Annotated in this window: 17 protein-coding genes and 1 tRNA gene; 7 read left to right on the forward strand and 11 right to left on the reverse strand. The window is 69.9% G+C overall.

Annotation, left to right across the window (positions count from 1 at the left end; translation table 11 throughout):
- The first annotated feature begins 16 nt into the window (after positions 1 to 16).
- Both ACWGI6_RS01975 and ACWGI6_RS01980 read left to right on the forward strand, forming a co-directional pair.
- Positions 17 to 850: a class I SAM-dependent methyltransferase gene (locus tag ACWGI6_RS01975; protein ID WP_453265686.1), complete on the forward strand. Its 834-nt coding sequence runs from the start codon at positions 17 to 19 to the stop codon at positions 848 to 850.
- Positions 851 to 1254: 404 nt separating this feature from the next.
- A complete protein-coding gene (locus ACWGI6_RS01980; protein WP_453265687.1) occupies positions 1255 to 2337 on the forward strand; it encodes a hypothetical protein in 1083 nt (360 codons plus the stop codon).
- Between the two features lie 191 nt (positions 2338 to 2528).
- Here the strand turns inward: ACWGI6_RS01980 and ACWGI6_RS01985 are convergent, their stop codons facing one another.
- On the reverse strand, positions 2529 to 3821 hold the full coding sequence (locus ACWGI6_RS01985; protein ID WP_453265688.1) for a cytochrome P450 family protein: 1293 nt from the start codon (positions 3819 to 3821) through the stop codon (positions 2529 to 2531).
- Positions 3822 to 3934: 113 nt separating this feature from the next.
- Positions 3935 to 4630 carry a TetR/AcrR family transcriptional regulator gene (locus ACWGI6_RS01990; protein ID WP_453265689.1) on the reverse strand — a complete coding sequence of 232 codons (696 nt, stop codon included), beginning with the start codon at positions 4628 to 4630 and terminating at the stop codon, positions 3935 to 3937.
- A 680-nt stretch (positions 4631 to 5310) separates the two neighbouring features.
- Here ACWGI6_RS01990 and ACWGI6_RS01995 point away from each other — a divergent pair.
- Together ACWGI6_RS01995 and ACWGI6_RS02000 are read left to right on the forward strand one after the other, a co-directional pair.
- Entirely contained in the window at positions 5311 to 7407 is a 2097-nt protein-coding gene (locus ACWGI6_RS01995; RefSeq protein ID WP_453265741.1) for a bifunctional polysaccharide deacetylase/glycosyltransferase family 2 protein, read from the forward strand.
- A 196-nt stretch (positions 7408 to 7603) separates the two neighbouring features.
- Complete coding sequence (locus ACWGI6_RS02000; RefSeq protein ID WP_453265690.1) at positions 7604 to 8881, forward strand: LCP family protein; 1278 nt, start codon at positions 7604 to 7606, stop codon at positions 8879 to 8881.
- Positions 8882 to 8914: 33 nt separating this feature from the next.
- Here the strand turns inward: ACWGI6_RS02000 and ACWGI6_RS02005 are convergent, their stop codons facing one another.
- Positions 8915 to 9364: a DoxX family protein gene (locus ACWGI6_RS02005; protein ID WP_453265691.1), complete on the reverse strand. Its 450-nt coding sequence runs from the start codon at positions 9362 to 9364 to the stop codon at positions 8915 to 8917.
- 188 nt (positions 9365 to 9552) lie between these two features.
- On the opposite strand from ACWGI6_RS02005, the gene ACWGI6_RS02010 reads away from it, so the two are divergent.
- Positions 9553 to 10770, forward strand: a complete 1218-nt coding sequence (locus tag ACWGI6_RS02010; protein WP_453265692.1) for an amidohydrolase family protein — start codon at positions 9553 to 9555, stop codon at positions 10768 to 10770.
- A gap of 80 nt (positions 10771 to 10850) precedes the next feature.
- Here the strand turns inward: ACWGI6_RS02010 and ACWGI6_RS02015 are convergent, their stop codons facing one another.
- The 7 genes from ACWGI6_RS02015 to ACWGI6_RS02045 all read right to left on the reverse strand — a co-directional run bounded on the left by ACWGI6_RS02015 (position 10851) and on the right by ACWGI6_RS02045 (position 20853).
- Positions 10851 to 11375, reverse strand: a complete 525-nt coding sequence (locus ACWGI6_RS02015; protein ID WP_453265693.1) for a hypothetical protein — start codon at positions 11373 to 11375, stop codon at positions 10851 to 10853.
- Positions 11376 to 11755: 380 nt separating this feature from the next.
- Entirely contained in the window at positions 11756 to 12514 is a 759-nt protein-coding gene (locus ACWGI6_RS02020) for a glycosyltransferase family 2 protein (protein ID WP_453265694.1), read from the reverse strand.
- Positions 12515 to 12519: 5 nt separating this feature from the next.
- Positions 12520 to 13308 carry a GntR family transcriptional regulator gene (locus ACWGI6_RS02025; protein ID WP_453265695.1) on the reverse strand — a complete coding sequence of 263 codons (789 nt, stop codon included), beginning with the start codon at positions 13306 to 13308 and terminating at the stop codon, positions 12520 to 12522.
- 539 nt (positions 13309 to 13847) lie between these two features.
- Positions 13848 to 17846: an nSTAND1 domain-containing NTPase gene (locus ACWGI6_RS02030; protein WP_453265696.1), complete on the reverse strand. Its 3999-nt coding sequence runs from the start codon at positions 17844 to 17846 to the stop codon at positions 13848 to 13850.
- A gap of 1126 nt (positions 17847 to 18972) precedes the next feature.
- Positions 18973 to 19046 (reverse strand) — tRNA-Pro (locus tag ACWGI6_RS02035).
- Between the two features lie 12 nt (positions 19047 to 19058).
- Positions 19059 to 19787, reverse strand: coding sequence for a Pr6Pr family membrane protein (locus ACWGI6_RS02040; RefSeq protein WP_453265697.1), 729 nt, complete (start codon positions 19785 to 19787; stop codon positions 19059 to 19061).
- 139 nt (positions 19788 to 19926) lie between these two features.
- The gene (locus ACWGI6_RS02045; protein WP_393904043.1) at positions 19927 to 20853 is read right to left on the reverse strand and encodes a metallophosphoesterase; all 927 of its coding nucleotides are present in this window, start codon (positions 20851 to 20853) and stop codon (positions 19927 to 19929) included.
- 129 nt (positions 20854 to 20982) lie between these two features.
- Here ACWGI6_RS02045 and ACWGI6_RS02050 point away from each other — a divergent pair, with 129 nt between their 5' ends.
- Positions 20983 to 21447: a GatB/YqeY domain-containing protein gene (locus tag ACWGI6_RS02050; protein ID WP_393904042.1), complete on the forward strand. Its 465-nt coding sequence runs from the start codon at positions 20983 to 20985 to the stop codon at positions 21445 to 21447.
- Between the two features lie 135 nt (positions 21448 to 21582).
- Here the strand turns inward: ACWGI6_RS02050 and ACWGI6_RS02055 are convergent, their stop codons facing one another.
- A complete protein-coding gene (locus ACWGI6_RS02055; protein WP_453265698.1) occupies positions 21583 to 23787 on the reverse strand; it encodes a transglycosylase domain-containing protein in 2205 nt (734 codons plus the stop codon).
- 382 nt (positions 23788 to 24169) lie between these two features.
- Here ACWGI6_RS02055 and ACWGI6_RS02060 point away from each other — a divergent pair, with 382 nt between their 5' ends.
- Positions 24170 to 24511 (forward strand): WhiB family transcriptional regulator, encoded by a 342-nt coding sequence (locus ACWGI6_RS02060; RefSeq protein ID WP_159482098.1) that lies wholly within the window; start codon positions 24170 to 24172, stop codon positions 24509 to 24511.
- The last annotated feature ends 195 nt before the right edge of the window (positions 24512 to 24706 follow it).

Here is a 24706-nt window from a genome sequence, read left to right on the forward strand (position 1 = left end):
TGGATAACTTCGCCGTATGCGAAGACACACCGGCCCGGATGACTGGCGGGACAGCAATCGCGCGAAGTGGGACGAGCGGGTCGCCATCCACACCGCGAGCGATTATTACGACCAGGACGGTTTCCGGCGGGTCCGCGACGTACTCCGTGACTTCGTGGTCGCGGAGGTCGGGGAGGTCACCGGCCGGTCCCTCCTTCACCTCCAGTGCCACTTCGGCCAGGAGACCCTCTCCTGGGCCCATCGCGGCGCGGCCCGCGTCGTCGGCCTGGACTTCTCCGAACCCGCCATCGACGCCGCCCGCGAGCTGGCCGCCGAGTTCGGCTACGGCCCGGACCGCGCGGCGTTCGTCGCCGCCGACGTCTATGACGCCGCCGAAGCCGTCCCGGACACCGCGTACGACATCGTCTACACCGGCATCGGCGCCCTGAACTGGCTCCCGGACCTGGAGCGCTGGGCCGACACCGCCGCCTCCCTCGTCGCTCCCGGCGGCTTCCTCTACCTCGCCGAATTCCACCCGCTGTGCGACGCCCTGGACGACGAGACCGGATCGCGCGTCGTCCACGACTACTTCAGCCGCGACGCGTGGGTGGACGAGAGCCCCGGCACCTACACGGACTTCGGCGCACCGACGGTCAACAACCGCAGCGTCGAATGGCAGCACCCGCTCGGCGATGTCGTCTCCGCCCTGGCAGGTGCCGGCCTGCGCATCGAGTTCCTGCACGAACACGACATGACGATGTTCCAGCGCTTCACCGCGCTGCGCCGCGACGACGACGGCTTCCACCGCTTCCCCGGCGACCGCCCCCGCATCCCCCTCATGTACTCGCTGAGGGCGAGCCGTACCTGCTGACGACAGCCGTATCCGCTGATGGCAGCCGTACCTGCTTGCGGACGAGGCCGGGTACCTGTCCACGTCCGGCTGGGGTGTGGAGGTCCGCCCGGCCCCGTCGTCCGCCCGCTCCCCGAGGCGGCTAATCTGTCGCACCGGCCCGTCCAGAGGGCGCCGGCGCGAGTCCGCCAGGCCGGACCGGAACCCGGCCGACTGGACGGGAACCCGCCCGGCGGGACCGGAACCGGGCCGACCGGCCCGCACCCGGACCCAGCCGGACCCACCCGGACCGACCGGGACCGGACCCCGACCCGCCAAGGCTTTCCCAACAGCCCCGGACCGACCGTCGGGCGACGGGCGACGGGCGACGAGGGACAACAGTCGTGTGGTAGGCACCACGCGACACACATCAACGGGGGTTATTCATGCGCGTTCCCATACGTATTGCCGGTGCCGCGAGTGTCGGCGCGCTCATGTTGCTGGCCGTCGGGTGCGCCGGCGGACCCGGCGCGGGCAAGGCGAAGCCGGGGGCGACGGAAGCCGTCACGCCCGCCGAGCCGCTGCCGATGAAGGCCACGCCCCGCCCGGCCACCTGGACCGGCACCGACCACAAGGCGCACCAGCTGCGGATCACGCCCACGCGGCTGGCCCGCGGCTCCGACTCCGACCTGGCGCACATCCAACTGGACGACGAATTCAAGGGGATGGTGCCGTACTACCTCACCTTCTCCTACACCAACACCGGCAAGGACACGGTGAGCGACGTTTCCCCGGAGCGGAACTTCTCCGTCAACGGGGCCGACGGCCAGGCCGCCGAGCAGCTCTCGCTGTTCCGGAGCAATCCGATGGCCACCGACTCGGGCCTGCCGCCCGAGTGCCGCGAGAGCGGCAAGGCCAGGCTGGCGCCCGGCGCCACGGCTGCGATCTGCGGGATCTTCATGCTGCCGAAGGGCGGGCAGCCGGCGACCGTCTCGTACAAGGACGACGGCGGCGACACCCTCATCTGGCGGGTCGGCGGCGGCAAGGGGGGCGCGTCCGCCGGGGTGCTGCCCGTGGGCAAGCCCGCCGACGGCATCACCACGGACAGCCGCAGCCGCCCCGTATCGCTGCGCATCACGCCTAAGGGGGTGCGCACCGGCTCCCTCGCCGACCTGAGCCGCTTCGACCTGGACGCGGACGAGAAGAAGCTGGTCCCGTTCTACGTGACGATGGAGTACCGCAACAGCGGCAAGTACGACCTGCTGCCGAGTATGAGCGACGGAGTGGCGCTGCGGACCGTGGGCGGCCGGACCGTGAAGAAGCTGACCCTGATCGACATCGGCGGCCCCGGGGTTAGCCAGTGCCCCGAAGCCGTCCCGCACAAGATGGTGAAGCCGAACGGCACGGTGACCGAGTGCTCCATCCACCTGCTGCCGAAGGGCGACGCCCCGGCTGCCGTCCTCTTCGACGGCGAGGGGGAGGGCAGCGAACCGGTCACCTGGCAGGCGCCGGCGGGCGGCGGCAAGTAGCGACAACAGGCGAGATCCCCTACCGGATCCGGTAGGGAGTACCGGCGTCCCGCACGGGTCCGGTAGGTGGTACCGGTCCGCAGTAGGGGCACCACGGGACCTCATACCTCCTCCTGGGAGCGTGACCCACGTGGGGCGTGACCCACTACCTCCTGGGGCGTGCCGCTACCTCCTGGGGCCGTGACCCGCTCTCACCCCAGCCGCACCGGCAGCGAGTTCAGCCGCCAGTTGCCCGGCAGCGGCGTCCGCTCCAGATGTTCCGGTGCGATGCCCAGTGACAGCTTCGGGTAGTGCGCGAGCAGTTTGCCGAAGGCGACTTCGCCCTCCTGCTTGGCGAGTGTGGCGCCCAGGCAGTAGTGCGCCCCGTGGCCGAAACCCACATGGTTTTCGGCATGGCCCGCGGGATGGCGGGTCAGATCGAGACGGTCGGGGTCGGTGTAGTGGCGGGGGTCGAAGTTCGCCGACACCAGGATGAGTTGGACGGCGTCGCCCTTGCGGACCCGGGTGCCGGCGAGGTCGACGTCGGCGGTGGCGTAGCGCAGCTGCGTCATGTGCACCGGCCCGCACCAGCGCATCAGCTCGTGGACGGCACGGGGGAACAGGGCCGGATCCTCCTGGAGCAGGCGCAGCTGGTCGGGGTGGGTGAGCAGCGCCGCCGTGCCGTTGCTGATGAGGTGGGCGGTGGTCTCGTGACCGGCGAGGACGAGCGTGAGGATCATGGTGACCATCTCGACGTCGCTCAGCCGGCTCCCGTCGTCGTCATGGGTACGGATCAGCTCGCTGAGCAGATCGTCGGTGAGCGCGCCGCGCCGCTCCCGGACCATCCGGTGGATGTGCTCGATCATCGCCGGGAACGTGGCGCCGAGCCGGTCCGGCTCCATCGAGATGAGGTCGGCGCCCCACTCCCGCCACTGCGGGCGATCCGCTTCGGGTATGCCGACCAGTTCGCAGATGACGGTGATCGGCAGGGGGTAGGCGAAGTGCCGGATGAGATCGACGACGCCGTCCTCGGCGTGCTCGGGGAGCCGGGCCAGCAGTGTGTCGGCGATCTGCTCGACACGCGGCCGCAGGTTGGTGATCTTGCGTGCCATGAAGGCCCGCGACACCAGACGGCGCAGCCGGGTGTGATCGGGGGCGTCGTAATTGAGAATCGAGCCGAGCAGATAGACGCGGAACTGCTCTGGGAGGCCGAGCATGTCCATCAGCCTGGTCAGCGGGTTGTCCTCGGCCGGGTAGTCCAGGGGCGGGGACGCCGGATTGTTCACGAACCGCTGGTCGCGCAGGACTTGGCGGACCTCCTCGAACCGCGTCACCAGCCAGACCGGTGAGTCGTCCATGAACCGGCCCCGTACGACCGGGCCCTGCTCACGCAGCGCGCCGTAGCCGGTGAACGGGTCGGTGAGCAGCGCCGGGTCCATCACATTCGGCTCGCCCGGGTGTTTCCCGACGTGTGCAGCGAACGGAGAGGTGGGTAATGCCGACATCTTTCGTTCTCCTCCGGGTTGGGAGTCGTTCCGGGAGTCGGGGGAAGCGGCTGCGGAGCGGGGCTCGAAACGGACTTGCGGTGCCGGGACCGGCCGCCGCCGTGGCGGGTGGATCAGTCACGCACCTGCCGGCGTATCTCGCGCGCGGTGAGCTCCCCGAACTGTTCGTAGAGCGCGATGACCTCCGGCGCCGCGGCGGCCGCGGCCCCCTGCCCGGGGGACGTTTCCAGTGCGCTGCGGACCGTTCGGGCGAGTATGTCGGCGCGTACCTCCGGGGCGGCCGGGGCGCGGCCGACGAGCAGGGCCTCGCCCGTGAAGAAGCCGGTGGCCATGGCCATCAGGGCGTATCGCTGGTGGTGTACGTCGAGGTCGTCGCGCACCAGACCGTGCCGGCGCAGCACTTCGAGATGGCCGAGCACCATCCGGTCGCCTTCCACGATCAGCTCGGTGAACTCCTTCTTCGCGGTGTCGTTGAGCCGGCCGAGGACATCGGCGTCGTCGGTGTACACGGCGCGCAGCACCGGCTCGTCCAGGAAGTCGCAGAAGTGCCCGCGCAGCATCCGGCTCGGCAGGATCTCCAGAGGGTCGGCGCGCATCCGCGCCACATGCCGCTGATGACTGCGGAATTGCGTCTCCAGCACGACGGCCAGAAACAGCGCGTCCTTGGTCTTCCAGTGGAGGTACACCGTGCCCTTGCCGACCTTCGCGCGCCGGGCGATCTCGTCGATCGTCAGGCGGCGGTAGCCCCAGGCGAGCAGCAGCTCCCCGGCCACCTCAAGGATGCGTTCGCGACGCTCCACCCGATCCACGGCCGTCCCCCTCTGACTCTGTGACCAGATTTCTCATCCGGTCACACAGTCAAAATTAGGTCCGGCGGAACCGGCGGATAAGAGCTTTTCCGGCCAGGAGTCGTGGCGGCGCGGTCCGCCGCGCCCGCGCCGCGATGAGGCGGCGTCAGGTGTTAGAACACTCTCAGGGCGGGGTGGCGGAACCCGTCGGGGCGGAGGCCGCAATACCGGGCAAGACACCCGCAGGTACGCCTCTGACCTGGTCATACGTAGGCGGGGCGCAGTGCCGGGAGCGTTGCGCCGGAGCCTTGTCACACCGGCGAGAGATCTTGGAAGTACTCCCCTGCCCCGGATAGCTGATGAGTACACTCGCCGACCATGTGTGAGGCCAGTCGGAACCCAAAACGGCAAAAAATACGCGTTTCTCAGCCATGTGCCGATGCTTCGGGCCGGCACGGAAAGGGCCTGCGGAACCCGGCCGCCGTTGTCGGATGCGCTCCCCGGTGGGCGTCCGCCGCTGACGACGGACGGGTCCCGTACGGGCGGGAGGCTCCGACGAAGAGTGCGGCGGAGGCCTCGGCCGTCGGCGCACTCCCGTGGTCCGCCCGCGTCGCGGCGGCTTCGGCGACAGTCACCGTCCCCACCACCCCCGCCCCGAGACACCCCGCACCGGCCGCGGCCGGGCCCACCTCGGCCACGACGTGAGGCGCCGGAACAACCGGGGCAGGCATGCGCAGTCCCGTGACCCGCGCGGCCATTGGCTGCTGCTGAGCCTCTTACTTCCGCTGGCGTTCGGCGCCCTGCTCTTCGAGGGCTGGACCACCCACGAGGTCGACGCCGCCAAGACCCGGCGCGACTGCACCGAACCCGTGCCGACGGCGGTGAGCCAGGGCGGGCCGGTGGTGCGCCTCAACGGTGACACCGTGAAGTCCGCCGGGATGCCCGCCCGTACCGTGGCGCTCACCTACGACGGGGGCCCCGACCCCGTGTGGACGCCACGCCTGCTCGATCTGCTGCGCAAGCACCATGCGCACGCGACCTTCTTCCTGTACGGCGCCCAGGCCGCCCAATACCCGGACCTCGTGCGGCGTATCCGGGCCGAGGGTCATGAGGTCGGCTCGAACACCTACACCGGCGCGGACATGGGCACGGCATCGCCCCTCCGGGCCCGGCTGGAACTCTCGCTCACGCAGAAGGCGCTGGCGGGCACGGCGGGCATCCACACGAACCTGCTGAGACTGCCGCAGACCACGGCGGTGGACACGATGTGCGGCGCGGAGTGGAAGGCGGCCCGGCAGGCCGGCGCGGACGGCTACACCCTGGTCGCCGCCGACCGGTGGTTCCGTAAGCCGTCGCAGGGCGTGGTCCGGCAGTTCAGCCAGACCGACACCGCCTACAAAGACACCGAGAGACTGCTCAACAACCCGAACGTCCAGAAGTTCACCACCGTGACGTACGGAACCGGGCTGGCCGCGGCCGAGCAGCCGGTCTCCGCCGTCGAACGAGGGCTGGGCACGGCCCTGGTCTGGGCCAAGGCCGCCGGGTACGCCTTCGTGAACGGGATGACCTGGGTGCTGGGCATCGCCGGGGCACTGGGGGTGCTGCGACTGGCATCCCTCGTCTTCTTCGCCCGGACCCATGTCCGGCGGCTGACGCGCTTCCGCCCCGGCTCCCCCTGGCTGCGGGAGGTCAGCGAACCGGTGACGGTGCTGGTGCCCGCCTACAACGAAGAGGCGGGCATCGAGTCCACCGTCCGTTCGCTGCTCGCCTCCACCCATGCGCAGTTGCAGGTCATCGTGATCGACGACGGGTCGACGGACGCCACGGCGGACCTCGCCGCCCGGATCGCCGACCCCCGCGTGGAGGTGATCCGCCAGCTCAACGCGGGCAAGGCGGCCGCTCTCAACACCGGCCTGAGCCGTGCGCGGTACGACATCGTCGTCATGGTCGATGCCGACACCGTCTTCGAGCCGGATGCCGTCTACCGGCTCATCCAGCCGCTCGCCCACCCGGCCGTGGGCGCGGTCAGTGGCAACACCAAGGTCGGCAACCGACGCCGTCTGCTGGGCAGATGGCAGCACCTGGAGTACGTCTTCGGGTTCAATCTCGACCGGCGGATGTTCGAGGTGCTGGAGTGCATGCCGACCGTCCCCGGTGCCATCGGGGCCTTCCGCCGGGACGCGCTGATGGGCGTCGGCGGGGTCAGCGAAGAGACGCTCGCCGAGGACACCGACCTGACGATGGCCCTGTGGCAGGCGGGCTGGCGGGTGGTCTACGAGGAAGCCGCGATCGCCTGGACGGAGGTGCCCACCTCGCTGAGCCAGCTGTGGCGGCAGCGCTACCGCTGGTGCTACGGCACCCTGCAGGCCATGTGGAAGCACCGCCGGGCCGTCATCGAAGTGGGCCCGGCCGGACGCTTCGGACGACGCGGGCTGAGCTACCTCGCCCTCTTCCAGGTCGCCCTGCCACTGTTCGCGCCGATCGTCGATGTCTTCGCCCTGTACGGGGCGCTGTTCCGCGGTCCGGTGCTCTCGGCCGGCGTGTGGGTCGGCTTTCTCGCCCTCCAACTGGCCTGTGCCGGTTACGCCTTGCGGCTCGACGGCGAGCCGGTGAAGTCGCTGTGGGCGATGCCGTTCCAGCTCTTCGTCTACCGGCAGCTGATGTATCTGGTGATCATCCAGTCCGTGGTGGCCTTCCTGCTCGGCACCAGACTGAAGTGGCAGCGCATGCACCGCTCCGGCACCGCCGCCCAGCACATCGGCCAACCGGTCGCGTACCAGAGCCTGTCGTCGAGATGACCGGACCCGAGCCCCTGGGGGTGCCCGCCCGGCCCGGCGCCGTGCGGGCCCCCGGGCACGGACCGGGGTGCGGCCGGCGCACCCGGGGCGGGCCGCCCCTCGCGCCCGGCGGCCGGCCCGCCACCCGCCCCCCGCTCGCTTGTGCAGAACTGAGCACTATTTGGTGAAGAGGACATGACAGTGCAGACTTCCGCGCATGACTGATTGGCTGGACGGGCCGCCTGATCACCGGCATGGCGGCGAAGCGGACACGGCGCACCTCAGTGCCGGACAGGTGTGGCGCCAGGGCGAACACCCGCCCCAGAGGCATCCGGCACGGTCGATGAACAGCCCCCCGCGCACCGCCCGTTCGCCCGCGCCGGCGCCCCCGGACCGGTTCGGCGGCCCCACCGGCAACTCGGGGCGCGCGGTCCGCACCGGCCGCCGTACGGGCCCCGACAGCGGCCGCACCGGCCGCCGCCGGCGCGCCGCCGGCCGTTCCCCCCGGCGCCGCCGGATCACGCGGACGGCGATCCTCCTGGCCACCGTGCTGGCCGTCGGCTCCCTCGGCACCTACGTCTGGGCCGACACCCAGCTCAACGACGAGGTCGACCTCGGCAAGATCGCGGACCGGATGCCGCAGGGCCGGGGGACCAACTACCTGATCGTGGGCTCCGACAGCCGTGTGGGCCTCTCCGAGCAGGCCAAGAAGGATCTGCACACCGGCGGCTCGGCCGACGCGGGCCGCCGCACCGACTCGATGATCCTGCTGCACACCGGCGCCAACGGAACCACGATGGTGAGCCTGCCGCGCGACTCGTGGGTGACCATCCCGCCGTACATCCGCCCCGACACCGGCAGGCACTACCGCGCGTCGCAGAACAAGCTCAACGCGGCGTTCTCGTTCGGCGGCCCCGACCTGCTCGTCCGGACCATCGAGCACAACACGGGCATGCACGTCGACCACTACACGGAGATCGGCTTCGCCGGCTTCGTGGGCATCGTGAACGCGATCGGCGGCGTACCGATCTGCCTGGACAGGGACGTCAGGGACGAGAAGTCGGGCGCGAACCTGAAGAAGGGCTGCCACACCCTCGACGGCCGCACGGCGCTGGCCTTCGTCCGCCAGCGCCACCAGGAGGCCAAGGGCGATCTGGGCCGGAGCCAGAACCAGCAGAAGTTCCTGGCCGCACTCGCCCGCAAGGCCGCCACCCCCGGCATCCTGCTCGACCCGACCAAGGTCTACCCGACCGTGAGCGCAGGCCTCGGCACGCTCATCGTGGACAAGGACACCGGCCTGCCCAACCTCACCTCGCTGTTCAAGGCGATGAAGGGCGTCACGGCGGGCGACGGCAGGCGGCTCAATGTCCCCGTGTCGAACCTCGCCTTCCGCACTCCGAAGGGCAGCGCCGTGAAGTGGAACGCGCCGAAGGCCAGGCAGCTCTTCACCGAGCTGAGCAACGACCGTCCGGTGACCGTCGACGACAAGAACTGACCGCCTGCCGCCGTCCGGCGCCGCCGACCCCGACTACAGAAACAGCCCCCAGGCGCTGTCGAGCGACCAGCTCTGCCAGCTCATGGCGAGCAGCCCCGTCATCGAGATCAACGCCATCATCAGGTTCTGCCCCTGCTCCGCCCAGTCGTGGATCATCAGCACGAGGTAGATCAGGTTGAGCACCGTCCCGGCGACCAGGGCTATCGGCGTCAGGAAGCCCATGATCAGGCCGAGGCCGAGGGCGAGTTCCGCGTAGGCGACGAGGTACGCCATCAGGCGGGGGTGGGGCTTCACGAGGTGGTCGAAGCCTGTGCGGACCGCAGGCCAGCGGTGTTCGGCCGCGATGCCGGCCGCCCACCGGATGCCGCCGCCGGTGAACCAGGTCTTCTTGTCCTTGTGGCGCCAGCTCTCCAGCCACCACAGCCCGAGGCCTATGCGGAGGACGGCGCACCACTCGGCACCGCTGAGCCAGATCGTCTGCATGCTGCCCCCTCGTCTCATCAAGCTGAACTGACGATGTGTCAGTTCAGCGGACGCCGTGCGATACCGCAAGGGGTGGAGTTCCCGGCCTTGCCTTGCCGTCGCAAGGGCGAGCCCATAGCCTCGAAACTGATGGGTCGTCAGATTCCGTTTCCTGGCGTGACACACCGGCGGGCAGTTGGGGGTACAGCGTGATCAGCAGCGAGCGCGGCACGGCAGAGCTACCCAAGGTCATCAGCGTGGACGATCATGTGATCGAGCCCGCGCACCTCTTCGAGACCTGGCTCCCGAAGAAGCACCGCGACAAGGGGCCGAAGCCCTTCACCGCCGGCATCGGCGAGCTGGCGTACGTCGGCGGGAAGTACCGGTTCACCACGGACCCGGACGGCCAGATCACGGACTGGTGGGAGTACGAGGGCCTGATCTTCCCGTACAAGCGCATCATCGCCGCCGTCGGCTTCTCCCGCGACGAGATGACGCTGGACGGGATCACCCGGGAGCAGATGCGGCGCGGGTGCTGGGACCCCAAGGCCCGGCTGGCGGACATGGACCTCAACCATGTGGAGGCGTCGCTCTGCTTCCCGACGTTCCCGCGCTTTTGCGGGCAGACCTTCGCCGAGGCCGAGGACAAGGAGGTCGGGCTCGCGTGCGTGCGGGCGTACAACGACTGGATGGTGGAGGAGTGGTGCGGGGACAGCGGCGGCCGGCTGATTCCGCTGTGCCTCATCCCGCTGTGGGACATCGACCTGGCGGTCGCCGAGATCCGGCGTAACGCCGCCCGCGGGGTGCGGGCGGTGACCTTCAGCGAGATCCCCACGTACCTGGGGCTGCCGTCCATCCACTCCGGCTACTGGGACCCGTTCTTCGCGGCATGCGAGGAGACCGGGACCGTCGTGAACATGCACATCGGCTCGTCGTCGCAGATGCCGGCGGCGTCCCCGGACGCGCCGCCCGCCGTGCAGGCGTCCCTGAGCTTCAACAACGCGATGGCCTCGATGATGGACTTCCTCTTCAGCGGCGTGCTGGTGAAGTTCCCGCGGCTGAAACTCGCGTACAGCGAAGGCCAGATGGGCTGGATCCCGTACGCCCTGGAGCGCGCCGACGCCGTCTGGGAGGAGCACCGGGCCTGGGGCGGGGTGAAGGACCTGATCCCCGAGCCGCCGTCGTCGTACTACTACCGGCAGATCTTCTGCTGCTTCTTCCGCGACAAGCACGGCGTCGCCTCGATCGACACCGTTGGGGTCGACAACGCCACCTTCGAGACCGACTACCCGCACGTCGACTCGACCTGGCCGCACACGAAGCAGGTGGCGGCCGAGCATGTGGCGGGACTCCCCGAGGACGTGACGTACAAGATCCTGCGCGGCAACGCCATCCGGATGCTGGATCTTCCCTTCGACCGGGACTGACCGGCCGCGCCACGCGCAGCCGCCCCGTCCGGCACCGTGCCACGCCGTGGTGCGGCGGTGCCGGACAGGGGCGGTGAGCGCTACATCCAGCCCGCGGCCCCGGCGGCGGCGACGGCGGCCGCCTCGGTTGCCTCCGCCTCGGTATTCAATGCCTCTTTCCTGCCCAGCCCCTCCCTCCCCGCGGCTTCCCCGGCAGCTTGGGATGCCTTGAGGGCAGCGCCGTACGCGGCCTCGGAGAGCTCGTCGGCATCGTGGGACCGGGCTATCCGGGCAGCGAGCACGGCAGCAGCGGAGACGTTCCTCGCGTGGCGGGCGTCCGCGGCGGGATCCGGGGCACTCCCGGCGAACGCGGTGATGGCCTCGGCGGACAGGCGGAGGGCGTTGGCGGCCTTCGCGGCAGCCTCGGTGGGTACGGGGACGACGTGGGCCCGGTCCTCCTCGACGCCGGCATGGCGGCAGGCCGCCCGGACGCGGTCGCAGGCGCTCCGGGCGCGAGCGGCGTGCCTCTCCCTGAGGGCCTCCTCGGCGCTCTTCACCGGCGTTTCCCGGGGTGCGGCGACTTGGTCCCGCGACATGCTCTGTTGCTCACCGTTGGTCTCGCTCATTGCCGTCCCCTTGTCCGTAAGAGCGACAGTGCTGCGTGATGGGCCTTTGCCGTGGGCCTCGGGGCTGAGTGGGCGAGGGCCACGCAGAAGGTGCCGCGAAGGGTGGCACGTTGGGCAGCAACAGACCAGAGCGGTGCTCAATGCATCGCCCGGACGGTGGGTCCCACGCCATGGAGGCAACGGCCCGACCGGGCGCTACGGTTGCGCCGGACCGCGGCGGAGCGGCAACCGGAGGCGGACCCGCTTGGGCGTGCGTGAGTGGCGCAAGGCACGATTCCGGTTCGCGAGGGAATGCCTCACAGCCGGAGGCAGGGGCGGAAGACCCGCGAGGGTCTCCTGATGCCCGTCGATCGGCAGTGCTGATCAATCGGCCGTGCCGGTCAATCGGCAGTCGGATAGCGCCACTTGAAGTGCGCGAGCTGCCGCGCCCTGGCCTCCACGACAGCCATGCGGGCATCCCGCTCGGCGGCGTCGGTGTGGGAGGCCTGACTGGTCGCCTGGCCGGGCCACTTGCGGTAGTGGAGGCCTACTTCGGCGGAGAACCAGCCGCGGCTCGTGGCGTTCAGCGCGAGGAGCAGCCCGGTGTCCTCCGACGCCGGGAGGGCCATCCAGCCGCCGAGCGCGAGGACCAGGTCGCGGCGCATGAAGAGCGTCGCCGGGTGCACCGGGGCGCGAAACCCGTTCGCCTTCCAGAGGTCGAGCACGGCTCCGCGCTCGACCGGCCCGGGCTCCGGGTCTCCGGGGAAGCCGGCCGTGGAACCGTCGGGAAGCAGATCGAGGGCGCGCGACGTCGCCCAGCCGATGCTGCTGTCGCCTTCGAGGGCGGCCAGGTCACGCGCCAGCGCGCCGGGCGTCAACTGGTCGTCGGCGTCCAGGACCTTGATGTACTCGCCGTCCGCCTGCGACAGGGCGATGGTGCGGGCGACACCGGGGCCGCCGGGCCGTCCCTGCCGGAACGTCACCCGCTCGTCATCGGGAAGGTGGGGAGCGACCTCGCCACTCTTCCCGTCCTCCTGGACCACCCAGTGCCATTCCCACCCCTCGGGCAGTTCCTGCCGGCAGATCGACCGGTACGCATCCGGAAGGAAGTGCGCGGACGGCGCATGAACGGCAGTGACGATGATGATGCGCCGGCGCACGGCACTCACCACCTTTCCAGGGGAGTGGTGAACAGCATTTCCGTGCGGTCGCCAGGCAGGATGACATGGGAGACGTCGACGACACGGTCGTTGATGTCGATCGAGGTCTTCCGGAGCACGAGTACCGACGTCCCGGGCGGCAGCTCCAGTTCCTCCGCTTCCTCGGGCGTCGGCGGACGGGCCGTGACGCGCTCCTCGACGCGGTCCAGCTCGATTCCGACGGTGTAGAGCTGGCTCTGTGAGCCCCCTGGCCACGGTTCCTTGGTCGTGTCCAGCAGGTCTGGGTTCGTCGCGATCAGGTCGTGGACGAGGTAGGACGTCACCAGGCTGAAGGGGGCGCTTTCGGCCGCGTACCGGGTTCTGTAGCTGCGTTCGAGAAGGGTGGTGCCTTCCGGGAGCCCGAAGGCCTCCGCGAGGCCCTTGTCCGCCGTGATCTCGCGGTACGACACCCGAAAGACGAGGTCGTTGACCTCCAGTCCGGTCTCGTGCTCGGTGGCGCCGGTCCGGGCCCGCTCCGCCAGAGGCTGACGCGCCCGGCCCTTCTCCCACTGATGGCGGAGGTTTGTACGCAGCGTGGAGGTGCGTTGCCTGCGGACGAAATTGCCGCGCCCGTGGTGCTTCTCGATGAGGCCTTCGTCGCGGAGCGAGCGGAGCGCCTCGCGGATGGTCGGCACGCTGCGCCTGAACCGTTCGGCGAGCTTCGACTCCGCCGGCAACTTGTCCCCGGGTTTCAGCTCACCTGCACGGATGGCTTCGCGGAGCTCGTCCGCGATCCGCTCGTATGCCACTGCCATGGGTGCTCACTGTTCCGTTCTTCGGCGCCCTGGCCAGCTGGCCGGCCGGACGGCTCCACCTTACGACTCCTCAAGAGGTGTTGATGAGTGGCCCGCCTTGGACACCGGGCCGAACTCCACACCGGGCATTGTTTCTTCAGTAGGGGTGACGGGGGCCGCGCCACGACCATTTCGACGGTGAGGCCTTGTCACGCACGCCAGGGAGTGTGATGAGCGCTTTCGCGCGGCGCCCTCTTTGCATTGTTCGCGTTCTCCACGATGTTCACGAAGTTCACGTAGTTCATGTTCTGCGCAGGGCATGGCATGAAAGAGCCCGACCGCTGGCGACGGGGGATGCACCAGCGATCGGGCTGCAGCCAAGACTAGCAAGACTGCCTGCGAGACGGGGAGTCAACTGCAGAATTCTTGTGCCGGGTTGTGAGCGGAGTCACGTGGCGCGGTCCGGCAAGGGAGAAACGGAGAACCAAGGGCGCGGCCGAGCCGACCGGCGGCATCTCGCCCGATGCGCGGGCGCATGCCGCTGGTTGATCCCGGCTCCGTTACTTGCCGCACGGAGGCGCGTACGAGAGGTGCGGCAGATATTCGCGCCATTTCTCCGGTGTCAGAACGCCCCGAGTGGTCGAGCAAATGCGCTGAATTGCCTCGTCGGCATCCAGGTTCCACAGCCGGACGGTACCGGCCCCGCTCGATACACCGAGCATGTGGTTCTTGGGACTGAACGACAAAAAATTGCCCGTCTTGGCGTTGGGGCTCGTCGATTGGCCGATGGGAGCGGCCTTGGAAGGGAGCGCCACGCGCCAGAACCGGACCGTGGTGTCACTGCCGCCGCTCGCCAGGGTGCGGCCGTCCTTGCTGAACGTCAGCGATACCACCGCTTCGGTGTGGCCCGTGAGAGGGGATCCCAGCCGGGTTGCCTTGCGGGGGTCGGCCGTGTTCCAGAGCCGGACGGTGTCGTCGTCGCTGCCGCTGGCCAACGTACGGCCGTCCGGACTGTAGACGAGCGCGTTGACGGGCCCCAGGTGCCCCGTGAGGGGCGCGCCGAGCGGGCTGACATGACGGGGGTCGGCCGTCTTCCACAGCCGGACGGTGGAGTCCGCGCTGCCGCTGGCGAGCGTGCGCCCGTCCGGGCTGAAGACCAGGGAGTTGATGTAGCCCTTGTGTCCGGTGAGCGGTGCGCCGAGCCGGGCGACATGGGACGGGTCGCCGACGTTCCACAGCTGGATGGTGCGGTCGCTGTAAGCGGTCGCGAGCGTGCGCCCGTCCGGGCTGAAGGCCAGCGCGCGCGGGCCCATGAACCGTGTCCGCAGGGTGACGGGCCGGCCGTAGGGGACCGGCCGGGCCGGGTCGGTGACGTTCCACAGGTACACCGCCCGGTTCGCCGTCAGCACCGCGAGGGTGCGGCCGTCGGGGGAGAACGCCAGCGAACGATCGCCGGCGTCCGCGGGCATGAACGGCTTGCTCAGCGACCTGGGCCGGTCGGGATGCTGCACGTTCCACAGCCGGATCCGCCCATCGCGCGCGGCCGTGGCGAGCACCCGCCCGTCCGGGCGGAACGCTCCGCTTCGGCCGATCATGTCTGCCGTCGGAATCGACCACAGCCGGACCTTGCTGTCGCCGCTCCCCGTGGCGAGGGTCCGCCCATCAGGGCTGAAGCCCACGGCGTACATCTCACCGCTGCCGCCCGCGAGGGGCTCGCCGACCTGCGACGGGTATGCCGGATCACTGACGTTCCACAGGCTCGCCGTGCTGTCGGCGCTGCCGGCGGCGAGCATGTTTCCGTCGGGACTGAAGGCCACGGACCACAGGGGACCGGTGTGGCCGGTCAGCGGTGCGCCGAGCGGTGCCGCGTGACGTGGGGCGGCCACGTCCCAGAGCCGGATGGTGTTGTCCGCGCTGCCGCTGGCGAGCGTGCGGCCGTCCGGGCTGAAGGCCACCGAGTGCACCGTGCCCGAGTGGCCGGTCAGCACCCTGTCGATCCGCTTCGGATGGCGCCGGTCGGCCAGGTCCCACAGCCTGATCTTGTTGTCGTCGCCACCGGCTGCCAGCGTCCGTCCGTCGGGGCTGAGCGCCACGGAGCGCACGGCGGCGGTGGGGCCGGTCAGGGCACCGCGCTCCTTCGGCCGGTGCGGGTCGCGGATGTCCCACAGGCGGACGGTGTGATCCTCGTCGGCGGAGGCCAGCGTGTGTCCGTCGGGGCTGAAGGCGAGCAGGTAGACCGTGCCGGCATGGCCGGTCAAGGGCGCCCCGAGCAGGTGTGGGTGGCTCGGATCCCGCACGTCCCACAGCCGGATCGTGCCGTCGTCCGAAGCGCTGGCGAGGGTGTGTCCGTCCGGGCTGAAGACAGCGGTGCTCACCCAGCTCGAGTGGCCGGTGAGGGGCTTGCCCAGGGGCTTGGGGCGCTTCGGGTCCGCCACGTCCCACAGGCGAACGGTCCGGTCGTAGCTGGCGGTGGCCAGGATCCGCCCGTTCGGGCTGAACGAGGTGAGGTAGACGGCGCCGGTGTGGCCCAGCAGCGGCGTGGCCAGCGGCGCGTTCACGATCGAGATCAACCGGTTGTTCGCGCCCTCGTCGTCGGGCCGCAAGCCGTGTGCCACCAGGTCGAGTTGAGCCGACAAGGACGGATCCGTGTACTGGGCGCGATCGGTTTCGGCCAGCACCTGCTCGAAAACGGTGTCGTCCCGCTGCTGCCACGCGACCACCGCCGAACCGACTGCCAGCATCGCCATGACGACCAGAGCCGCCACCGCACCACGGCTGATCCGGACTGTGCGCCTGCGCAGTCTGACCGAAGCGGCCAGGAATTCCACCGCGCTACGGGTCAGAAAGGTGTCACCGGCGGATTGCGCCCAGCTGCGGGCTTGTTCCAGACGGGAACCCCGGTACAGCAGCGACGGGTCGCGGTGCGAGCCCTCCCAGGCCCTGCCGTCCTCCTCCAGCCGCTGGCGCAGCAGGTTGCCGTTCCGGTCCTCGTCGATCCAGTCGCGCAGGCGTGGCCAGGCGTGGAGCAGCGCTTCATGGGTGATCTCCACCGCGTCCGCGTCGAGCGTCACCAATCGGGCGTGCACCAGCGCTTCGAGCGATTCCTCCGTCTTGTCGGGGTCCGTCGACTCCTCCGCCAGTTGGCGCCGCGTCCCCCGTCTACGGGTGGCCTGGGTGTCCTCGCCCAGCCGGACCAGCCGGAGGAGCAGCAGCCTCGCGGCCGTGCGCGCTGTCGGGTCGAGGCCGGACCAGGCCCGCTCGGCGGTCGCCGCCACCGCTCCCTGGATTCCGCCCGCCGCGCGGTAGCCGGCCAGCGTCAGCCTTCCCGCCTTCCGCCGCTGCCAGGTCGCGAGCAGGGCGTGGGAGAGGAGCGGCAGCACCCCCGCGTCGTGCGCGTCGGGACCGTCGGCGCTCACTTCCCGGACGATCAGCTCCGCCAGCCCCGGTTCGAGTTCCAGGCCCACGGCCTTGGCCGGGCCGGTCACCGCTTCGCGCAGCTCGGTGGCGGTCAGCGGCCCGAGCACCATGTGCCGGTGCTGCAGCGCGTCGGCCAGTTCGGGATACCCGAGGCATTGCTCGTAGAAGTCGGCGCGTATGCCGAGGATGACGCTCACCGGGGGCGGGCCGCCCGAGTCGGCGGGCGTACACGCGGCGTGGAGGAGCTGGATGAAAGTGCGCCGGTCCGCGTCGTGGGAGCAGAGGGTGAAGGCCTCCTCGAACTGATCAACGATGACGACCGGACGGGCGGCGGAGGATGCCCCGCGCCCCGCCCATGCCACGGCGGCCTCCCTCACCGCCTGCGCGAATTGCGGAGTACCGGGTTCCGTCGCCGCCTGTTCCTCCGCGGCGGAGACGACAGGTGCAAACTCGGGGATCCGGCGGGTCAGCTCCGCGAGCGGATCGCCTCCCGGCACGAGCTGCACCACTTCCCTCTCCGGGCTGTTCCCGTCGCCCGGTGCGCCGTTCTGCAATGCGGGCACCAGGCCGGCATTCAGCAGGGAGGATTTTCCTGCCCCGGAGGCGCCCACGAGCATGACCAAGCCACCCGCGGCCTCCGTCGCGCGAAGCTGAGCTGCGAGGGCATCCGTACACCGCTCCCGGCCGAAGAACCACCGGGCGTCCTGCTCACGGTACGAAGCCAGCCCTCGGTACGGGCACACACCGGGGACGGCCGGGGCTTCGGCCCGGGAGCCTTCCTCCTCTTCCGCGGGTGCCGTGGCGCGGTCGCCGACCGCGCGCTCCCACAGGCGCTGCCACTGGGCAAGGTCGTACAGGCCGGTGGACACCGGCGCGGGCCGCAACCGCCGTGCCTGGGGGATCAGGATGTGCAGCACCGCGGCGAGGGCGGTGAACTGGGCAGGCACGTTCTTGGCCCGTCGCCAGTCGCTGATCCGCTGTACGGACACCCGCACGGGCCGCCCTCGTTCGTCGACCCGCTGCAGCCGGACGACCGCCTCGGCCACCTTCTTGAGGGGAGGGTTGCCGGCCTCCTTGTACAGCAGCGCGAGACGTTCCGCGAATGCTGTGCGTGCCCCTGAGTCGGAACTCAAGGCCTCCACCCCTTACTCCCCCCGCAGCTGGACATCCGGACCGGAAAACTCACCTTAACTGGCTGACCTGCGGTTAAGCCCTGTCCCCGAGACCGGAATCTCCTCGGCGGGAGCCTCAGCTGGCAGGATCACGTCGCAGCAGCGCATCAACCGGGCACCGCCCGGACAGGCCACCAGCTCAGCGCTCGGAGGCACAACTCTTGACGCACGTTCCCGGTCATCTTCCACCACAGTTACAGGTCGGTGTCGACGGTCTCGGCGCATGAATCCGAGAGGACCGTCACCCGGTCCCGTCGGACTCTGGTCGCATCGACCACGGGTCCGGCCTTTCCTCGATCCGCGCCGGCACGGCGGCGGATCGACCCAGCCCGCGCCGTCGGTACCGGTCCCCACGAGGGGAGGGACCGGCACCGAATGGCGCGAGGCCCGGACCGGCTCGCTGAATTGGGAACCTTGTACCAGGCAACCCAAGACCAAACACAGTGCTTCCCGGCCTTGCCGTGTGATCACAGTGCGGTGGGGCCTTTGCCTGTTCTGACATCCCGATTCACCAGGGGGAGCCTCCCCCCACGGGGGGCTTCCCCCCGCAATGAAGCGGTCACGGACATTCCGGCACCTCTTCGCGCCTGACACCAAGACGGCGGCTCGTCGGCTTCCTCCCGAAAGCGCCGGGCCGTCGTCATCCGCCCCGCAGCACATGAACGCCAGCACGATGCGAAATAGCCAGGTTTGCCCGGACGTTGACGTGCGCCACGGTGAACGACCTGCCCGGTGAACCCGTCGAGCGGACACGTCGTCAGTCCCTTCTCCGGCCGGACCGCTCCCGTGCTCGACGTCCCAGCCCTCGCGGCCTTCCGGGCCGCCGCACCACCTCACGTGACGGATGTGTGCGGAGCTGATGGCAGGTCTGACGCGGGAGTGGAGGGGCGCCGGATACTCGCCTTGTGATGTGTCCTACGTCACCCGCCGCCGTGCTCGGTGAGTTGCTGCAGGCTCGCTTCGCGGAGCGGCCGCAGGCGCCGCGCGGGGAGCCAAGTTCCGAGATCTTCTCCCGGACTCCTCCCAAGAGGGCGGGGAGAAACAGCAACGGCCTGATCCTCAGTGAGGATCAGGCCGTTGACCTGTGTTTCTTCAGTCGGGGTGGCGGGATTTGAACCCACGACCTCTTCGTCCCGAACGAAGCGCGCTGCCAAGCTGCGCTACACCCCGAAGCAACGAGCTCTACTTTAGCGGACCGATCCCCGTAGGTGAAATCCGGTTGTTGTGGAGCCGGGGAGCGGGCCTGACCTGGTCGATCCCGATGGTGATCAAGGGGAGGGCGCAGAGGGCCAGGCCGAGGGTGAGAGCGGTGGTGACGGTGGGGGAGGGGGCTCCGGTGGTGGCGGGGAAGGCAAGGGTGAAGGCGAGGTAGAGCAGGGGATAGGCGGGCCACTGCCAGGCGTACGACAGGCGGAAGCCGCGGGGGGTGGTGAGCAGGAGCCAGTCGGCCAGGGTGGCGAGGGGGGTGAGGGTGTAGAGGAGCTGGTGGGAGAGGGCTTGGGTGATGCCGGGGGCGGTGGGGGCCGGCAGGGTGAAGGCGGTGGAGTCGGCGGCCGGCAGGACGTAGTGGAGGAGGGCGGGGAGGGAGAGGAAGGGGAGGAGCGCGCCGGAGAGGCGGGGGCTCACGGGGCGGCGGCCGGTCCAGGCGCGGTGGGCGGAGCAGGCGGAGACCAGCGCTGCGGCGATGTTGGCCTGCACGGTGAAGCGGGTGAGGAGCTGGGCCGGGCCGGCGGTGCCGAGGGCCACGAGGAGCAGGCCGGTCAGGGCGGCCACGGTGATGAGGGTGCGGAAGGCGGCCGCCAGGGGGTGGCGGCTCGTCGGGGCGACGGCTGCTGCCGGGGTGCGGGCGGCAGCGCCGGCCGGGCCGGTGGCGTGGCGCGTGGACTGCGAGGTCCGGGTGGGATCGGACATCCCTCCACGTTAAGGGGATGATCAACGGGTGCGGGAGACCCCATCCGGCCCGCCTCGGGGAAACCCCCGTCCGATTCCGGGAACGCCCCGTCCACCCCTCAGCCGACGGCCGCCCCCTCGACCGCCGGCCCCGGTCGCCTCAGTCCCGTGCCGTCAGGGTCAGCAGCGTCGCCTCCGGGGGGCAGGCGAAGCGGACCGGGGTGTAGCGGTTGGTGCCGCAGCCGGCGGAGACATGGAGGTAGGAGGTGTGGCCGTCGGCGGTGTGGGTGGACAGGCCCTTCACCCGGTCGGTGTCGATGTCGCAGTTGGTGACCAGGGCGCCGTAGAAGGGGATGCAGAGCTGGCCGCCGTGGGTGTGGCCGGCCAGGATCAGCGGATAGCCGTCGGCGGTGAAGGCGTCCAGGGAGCGCAGGTAGGGGGCGTGAACGACGGCCAGCGAGAGATCGGCGCCGGATTCCGGGCCGCCGGCGACCTCGGCGTAGCGGTCACGCTTGATGTGCGGGTCGTCCAGGCCGGTCAGGGCGATCTCGATGCCCTCCAGCTTGAGGCGGCCGCGGGAATTGGACAGACCGACCCAGCCGGCGGCGTCGAAGGCGTCGCGCAGCTCTTCCCATGGGTTGTGGACGACGCCCACGGCGGGTGCGTTGCCGTTGAGGCCATGGCGGCCCTGGGCCCGCTCGAGGAGGTAGCGGGCGGGATTGCGCAGCTTGGGGCCGTAGTAGTCGTTGGAGCCGAAGACGTAGGCGCCGGGGAACTCCATCAGCGGGCCGAGCGCGTCCAGTGTCTCGGGGACGCCTTCGGGGTCGGAGAGGTTGTCGCCCGTGTTGATGACGAAGTCGGGGCGCAGCCCGGCGAGCGACTGCAGCCAGCGCTGCTTCTTGCGCTGTCCGCTGACCATGTGGACGTCGGAGACCTGCAGGACGCGCAACGGCCGCATGCCGCGGGGCAGTACGGGCACGGTGACGCGTCGGAGGCGGAAGGAGCGGACTTCGAAGCCGGCGGCGTAGGCCAGGCCGGCCGCGCCGACTGCGGTCAGGGTCAGGGGTACTCCGTATCGCGCGCGCATGGTCCCCATCGTTGCAGAGTGCGGGGGGTGGATGCAGCGGGAGGCAGCCGCCCCGCCGGGCGGTGGGTGCGGCGGGGCAGGGAGGAAAAGGCTCGGCGGTTGTCGGTGGGTGGGGGCATACTCAACGTCATGACCACGCTCAAGTCCAAGCTGCAGGACGACCTCACCACCGCGATCAAGGCGCGCGACGAGCTGCGTTCCTCCACCCTCCGTCTCACGCTGACCGCGATCCAGAAGGAGGAGGTCGCGGGCACCGAGGCGCGTGAGCTGTCCGACGGCGAGGTCGAGAAGATCATCGCGCGGGAGGCGAAGAAGCGCCGGGAGGCCGCGGAGGCCTTCGACAAGGGCGGCCGGGCGGAGTCGGCCGAGCGGGAGCGCGCCGAGGGCGAGCTGCTCGCCGACTATCTGCCCAAGCAGCTGACCGACGACGAGCTGGAGCAGCTGGTCGCGGCGGCCGTGGCGGAGGCCAAGGGCGCCGGCGCCGAGGGGCCGCGGGCGATGGGCGCCGTCATGAAGATCGTCAACCCGCAGGTGGCGGGCCGTGCCGAGGGCGGCCGGGTGGCCGCGGTGGTGAAGAAGCTGCTGGCCGGCTGAGCGGCCGGACGGAGTTTTTCAGGGAAAGATGAGGGGCGCCCCCATGGTGGGGGGCGCCCCTCATCTCTCGTCATACCGCCCGGCGTCCTTCGTCGTACGGGTCGGCAACTTTCGCCGTACGGGCCAAGCGGCCGTTCACCAGCCGCCGTTGCCGCCGCCCAGGATGTCGGGGAAGCCGGGAATGCTCCAGCCGCCGCCCGGCTTGTTGCCGCCGCCGTGGCCGCGGCCGGGCTTGTGCTTGCCGCGGCCCTTGTCGCCCTCGTCGCCCTGGTTCTTGTCCTTGGCGGGGTCGTCGATCGGGACGGTGGGCAGGGTGGGAGCGGGCCGGTCGGCCAGCGCGCCGGACATGGCGTCGCGCCAGATGGGGCCGGGGGTGTCGGCGCCGTAGACCTTGTCGTGGGGGACGCCGCCGATGGTGATGTTGTACATCTTGCGCTTGTGCTGCGGGTCGCCGACCCAGACCGCACCGGCCGCGTTGGGGGTGTAGCCGACGAACCAGGCGGCGTAGCGGCTGTCGGTGGTGCCGGTCTTGCCGGCGCTGTCGCGGCCCTTGAGCCCGGCCTCCTTGCCGGTGCCGTCCTCGACCACGCCCTTGAGCAGGGTGTTGATCGTGTCCGCGGTCTTCTTGGACATGGCGGTACGGCAGCTGGTCTGCGGGACCTTCAACGCCCGGCCGCGCGCGTCGGTGATCGACTCGATGGCCACCGGTGAGCAGTACTGGCCGCCGCTGGCGAAAGCGGCGTACCCGGCCGCCATCGTGAGCGGCGACATCTCCTGCGTGCCGAGCGTCATCGACGGAACCTGCTGCAGCGGCTTGCCGTCCGCCCGCTCGATGCCCATCTTCTGCGCCATCCTGACCGCGGGACAGACACCGATATCGCTGATCAGCTGCACGTAGTAGGTGTTGACCGACTTCGCGGTCGCCTCCTTCATGGCGTACGGGCCGACCTCTTCCTTGTTCTCGTTCTCGACGTTCTCGGAGCCGTTGCCCCGCCATTCGCCCTCGCAGGTCTGCACCGGGCTGGGATACGGCATCCGGTACGGCGCCGGGTACTCCTGCACCGGATCCGTCCCCTGCTCCAGCGCGGCCGCCGCGACCACCGGCTTGAAGGTCGATCCGGGCAGGTAACCGGCGCCCCCGCCCATGTCGTGGTTCACCGAAAGGTTGATCACGGTCTCGTTCTCACGGAATCCGTACGGGCGCGACTGGCCCATGCCGAGGATCTTGCCGGTGCCCGGTTCGACGATGGTGGCGGCGGAGGCGACCGGGTCGTCGTCGTAGACGTGGTCCTTGATCGACGCCTGTACCGACGTCTGGGTCTGCGGATCGAGGGTGGTGCGGATGGTCATGCCGCCCTCGTTCCAGCGCTGCGTCCGGACCTTCCGGCTCTTGCCGAACGACTTGTCGCGGAGAAAGACCGTGCGGATGTAGTCACAGAAGAAGCCGGCGCCATGGGTGGCGGTGATACAGCCGTTCTTGGGGCGGCTGACCGCCAGCTTGATCGGCTTCTTGGCGGCCGCGTCGGCCTGCTCCTGGGTGACGTCCTTCACGTCGGCCATCCGCTGCAGCACGGTGTTGCGCCGCCGGGTGGCCTCCTGCGGGTCATTGACCGGGTCGTAGCGGCTGGGGGACTGGACGATGCCCGCCAGCAGCGCCGACTCCTCGAGGTTCAGATCCCTGGCGTGCTTGCTGAAGTAGCGCTGGGCGGCCGCCTCGATGCCATAGGCCTGCTGCCCGAAGAACGTGATGTTGAGGTAGTTCTGCAAGATCTTGCGCTTGCCGAGCTCTTTCTCGACCTGGATCGCGTACTTGAGCTCTTTGACCTTGCGGCCGAGGGTCTGCTGGGTGGCTTGGGCGACCTTGTCCGGGTCGTTGCCCGCCTCCTCGATGAAGACGTTCTTCACATACTGCTGGGTCAGCGTCGAGGCGCCCTGGGAGACGCCGCCCGACTGGGCGTTCTTGTTGAGCGCCCGCAGGATGCCCTTCATGTCGACGGCACCGTGCTGGTAGAAGCGCGCGTCCTCGATCGCGACGATCGCCTTCTGGATGTACGGCGACATGTCGTGGAGGCCGACGACCGTGCGGTCACGGGAGTAGACCTTGGCGATCTCGCCGCCCTTGGCGTCCAGAATCCTGGTCCGCTGGCTGAGCGGCGGCGTCTTGAGGTTCGCCGGGATGTCGTCGAAGCCCTCGACCGATCCCTTGGCGGTGAGGCCGAGCGCCCCGGCCGCCGGGAGCGCGAGGCCGGCGAGCACCGCTCCGGCCAGGACGCTGACACCGAGGAACTTGGCGGCCTGCTGCGTCTTGGACAGACCCCCGCCATCGCGCTTCTTAGGCATGAGGGCAGCCTACGTTCTCAATCGCCGGACAGGGGCGCACCTGTTCGCCTAGCCTGTTCTCAGCTACCACAGCTGAACGGTTACGCCTGAGTTCGTCAACCCCCTACTCCCGCGGGCCGCGCCCCCACTTGTCTGTGTCTGTCGAGAGAAATCCCGTGTCAGGGCGGTGAACTGTCCCGCCTTGTGCGCAAAGTGACGTATGCCGTTCGGTCACTCCGTTGGGTGATCTGCCGCGTACGCATAGTCCGTTCGGGCCATTCAAGATTGGGCCCGAAGGGGGTGTTGCGCCCTGCCTGCCTTCCGTAACGTCCTCAACTGGCAACGGTGAATATGCCGATTGCCGCCGTGGGGGAGCCTCGATTCGGGAGAGGACGGCGCCAGCATGAGCTGGGTAACCGACTGGAGTGCACAGGCTGCATGCCGCACTACCGATCCGGATGAACTGTTCGTACAAGGGGCGGCGCAGAACCGCGCCAAGGCGGTGTGCACCGGATGCCCGGTACGCACGGAATGTCTGGCCGATGCCCTGGACAACCGGGTGGAGTTCGGCGTGTGGGGAGGGATGACCGAACGCGAGCGGAGGGCGCTGCTGCGCCGTCGCCCGACCGTGACGTCATGGCGTCGGCTGTTGGAGACGGCGCGCACGGAATATGAGCGCAGCACGGGCATCTTGCCGTTGGACTGCGAGGACGAGATCTTCGACGAGTACGCCGCGGTCGGGTAGTCGGGCAGCTACGGGCTCCGGCCCGTGGCCCCGCAGGCTCCGGCCGGCGCAGGCTCCGGCCGGCAGATTGGCCGAGAAGGTTCGGCCGGTGGCGCGTTCTGACGGCAGCTTCGTGATGTGTCGTCAGTGTCCGTGGTGTGCCCGCGAGTTGGGGCGTTCACGAGAGCTGGGCGTGTGCTGTGCGCGCGGCGCGTG

The sequence above is a fragment of the Streptomyces sp. NPDC054786 genome (assembly GCF_053611685.1).

Bases quoted from the DNA above. Each gene is read 5' to 3' on its own strand.
- ACWGI6_RS02000 (WP_453265690.1), top strand. From the start codon at position 7,604: ATGACTGATTGGCTGGACGGGCCGCCTGATCACCGGCATGGCGGCGAA.
- ACWGI6_RS02045 (WP_393904043.1), bottom strand. From the start codon at position 20,853: ATGCGCGCGCGATACGGAGTACCCCTGACCCTGACCGCAGTCGGCGCG.
- ACWGI6_RS02015 (WP_453265693.1), bottom strand. From the start codon at position 11,375: ATGAGCGAGACCAACGGTGAGCAACAGAGCATGTCGCGGGACCAAGTC.
- ACWGI6_RS02060 (WP_159482098.1), top strand. From the start codon at position 24,170: ATGAGCTGGGTAACCGACTGGAGTGCACAGGCTGCATGCCGCACTACC.
- ACWGI6_RS01985 (WP_453265688.1), bottom strand. From the start codon at position 3,821: ATGTCGGCATTACCCACCTCTCCGTTCGCTGCACACGTCGGGAAACAC.
- ACWGI6_RS02055 (WP_453265698.1), bottom strand. From the start codon at position 23,787: ATGCCTAAGAAGCGCGATGGCGGGGGTCTGTCCAAGACGCAGCAGGCC.
- ACWGI6_RS02040 (WP_453265697.1), bottom strand. From the start codon at position 19,787: ATGTCCGATCCCACCCGGACCTCGCAGTCCACGCGCCACGCCACCGGC.
- ACWGI6_RS01980 (WP_453265687.1), top strand. From the start codon at position 1,255: ATGCGCGTTCCCATACGTATTGCCGGTGCCGCGAGTGTCGGCGCGCTC.
- ACWGI6_RS01975 (WP_453265686.1), top strand. From the start codon at position 17: ATGCGAAGACACACCGGCCCGGATGACTGGCGGGACAGCAATCGCGCG.
- ACWGI6_RS02050 (WP_393904042.1), top strand. From the start codon at position 20,983: ATGACCACGCTCAAGTCCAAGCTGCAGGACGACCTCACCACCGCGATC.
- ACWGI6_RS02025 (WP_453265695.1), bottom strand. From the start codon at position 13,308: ATGGCAGTGGCATACGAGCGGATCGCGGACGAGCTCCGCGAAGCCATC.
- ACWGI6_RS02005 (WP_453265691.1), bottom strand. From the start codon at position 9,364: ATGCAGACGATCTGGCTCAGCGGTGCCGAGTGGTGCGCCGTCCTCCGC.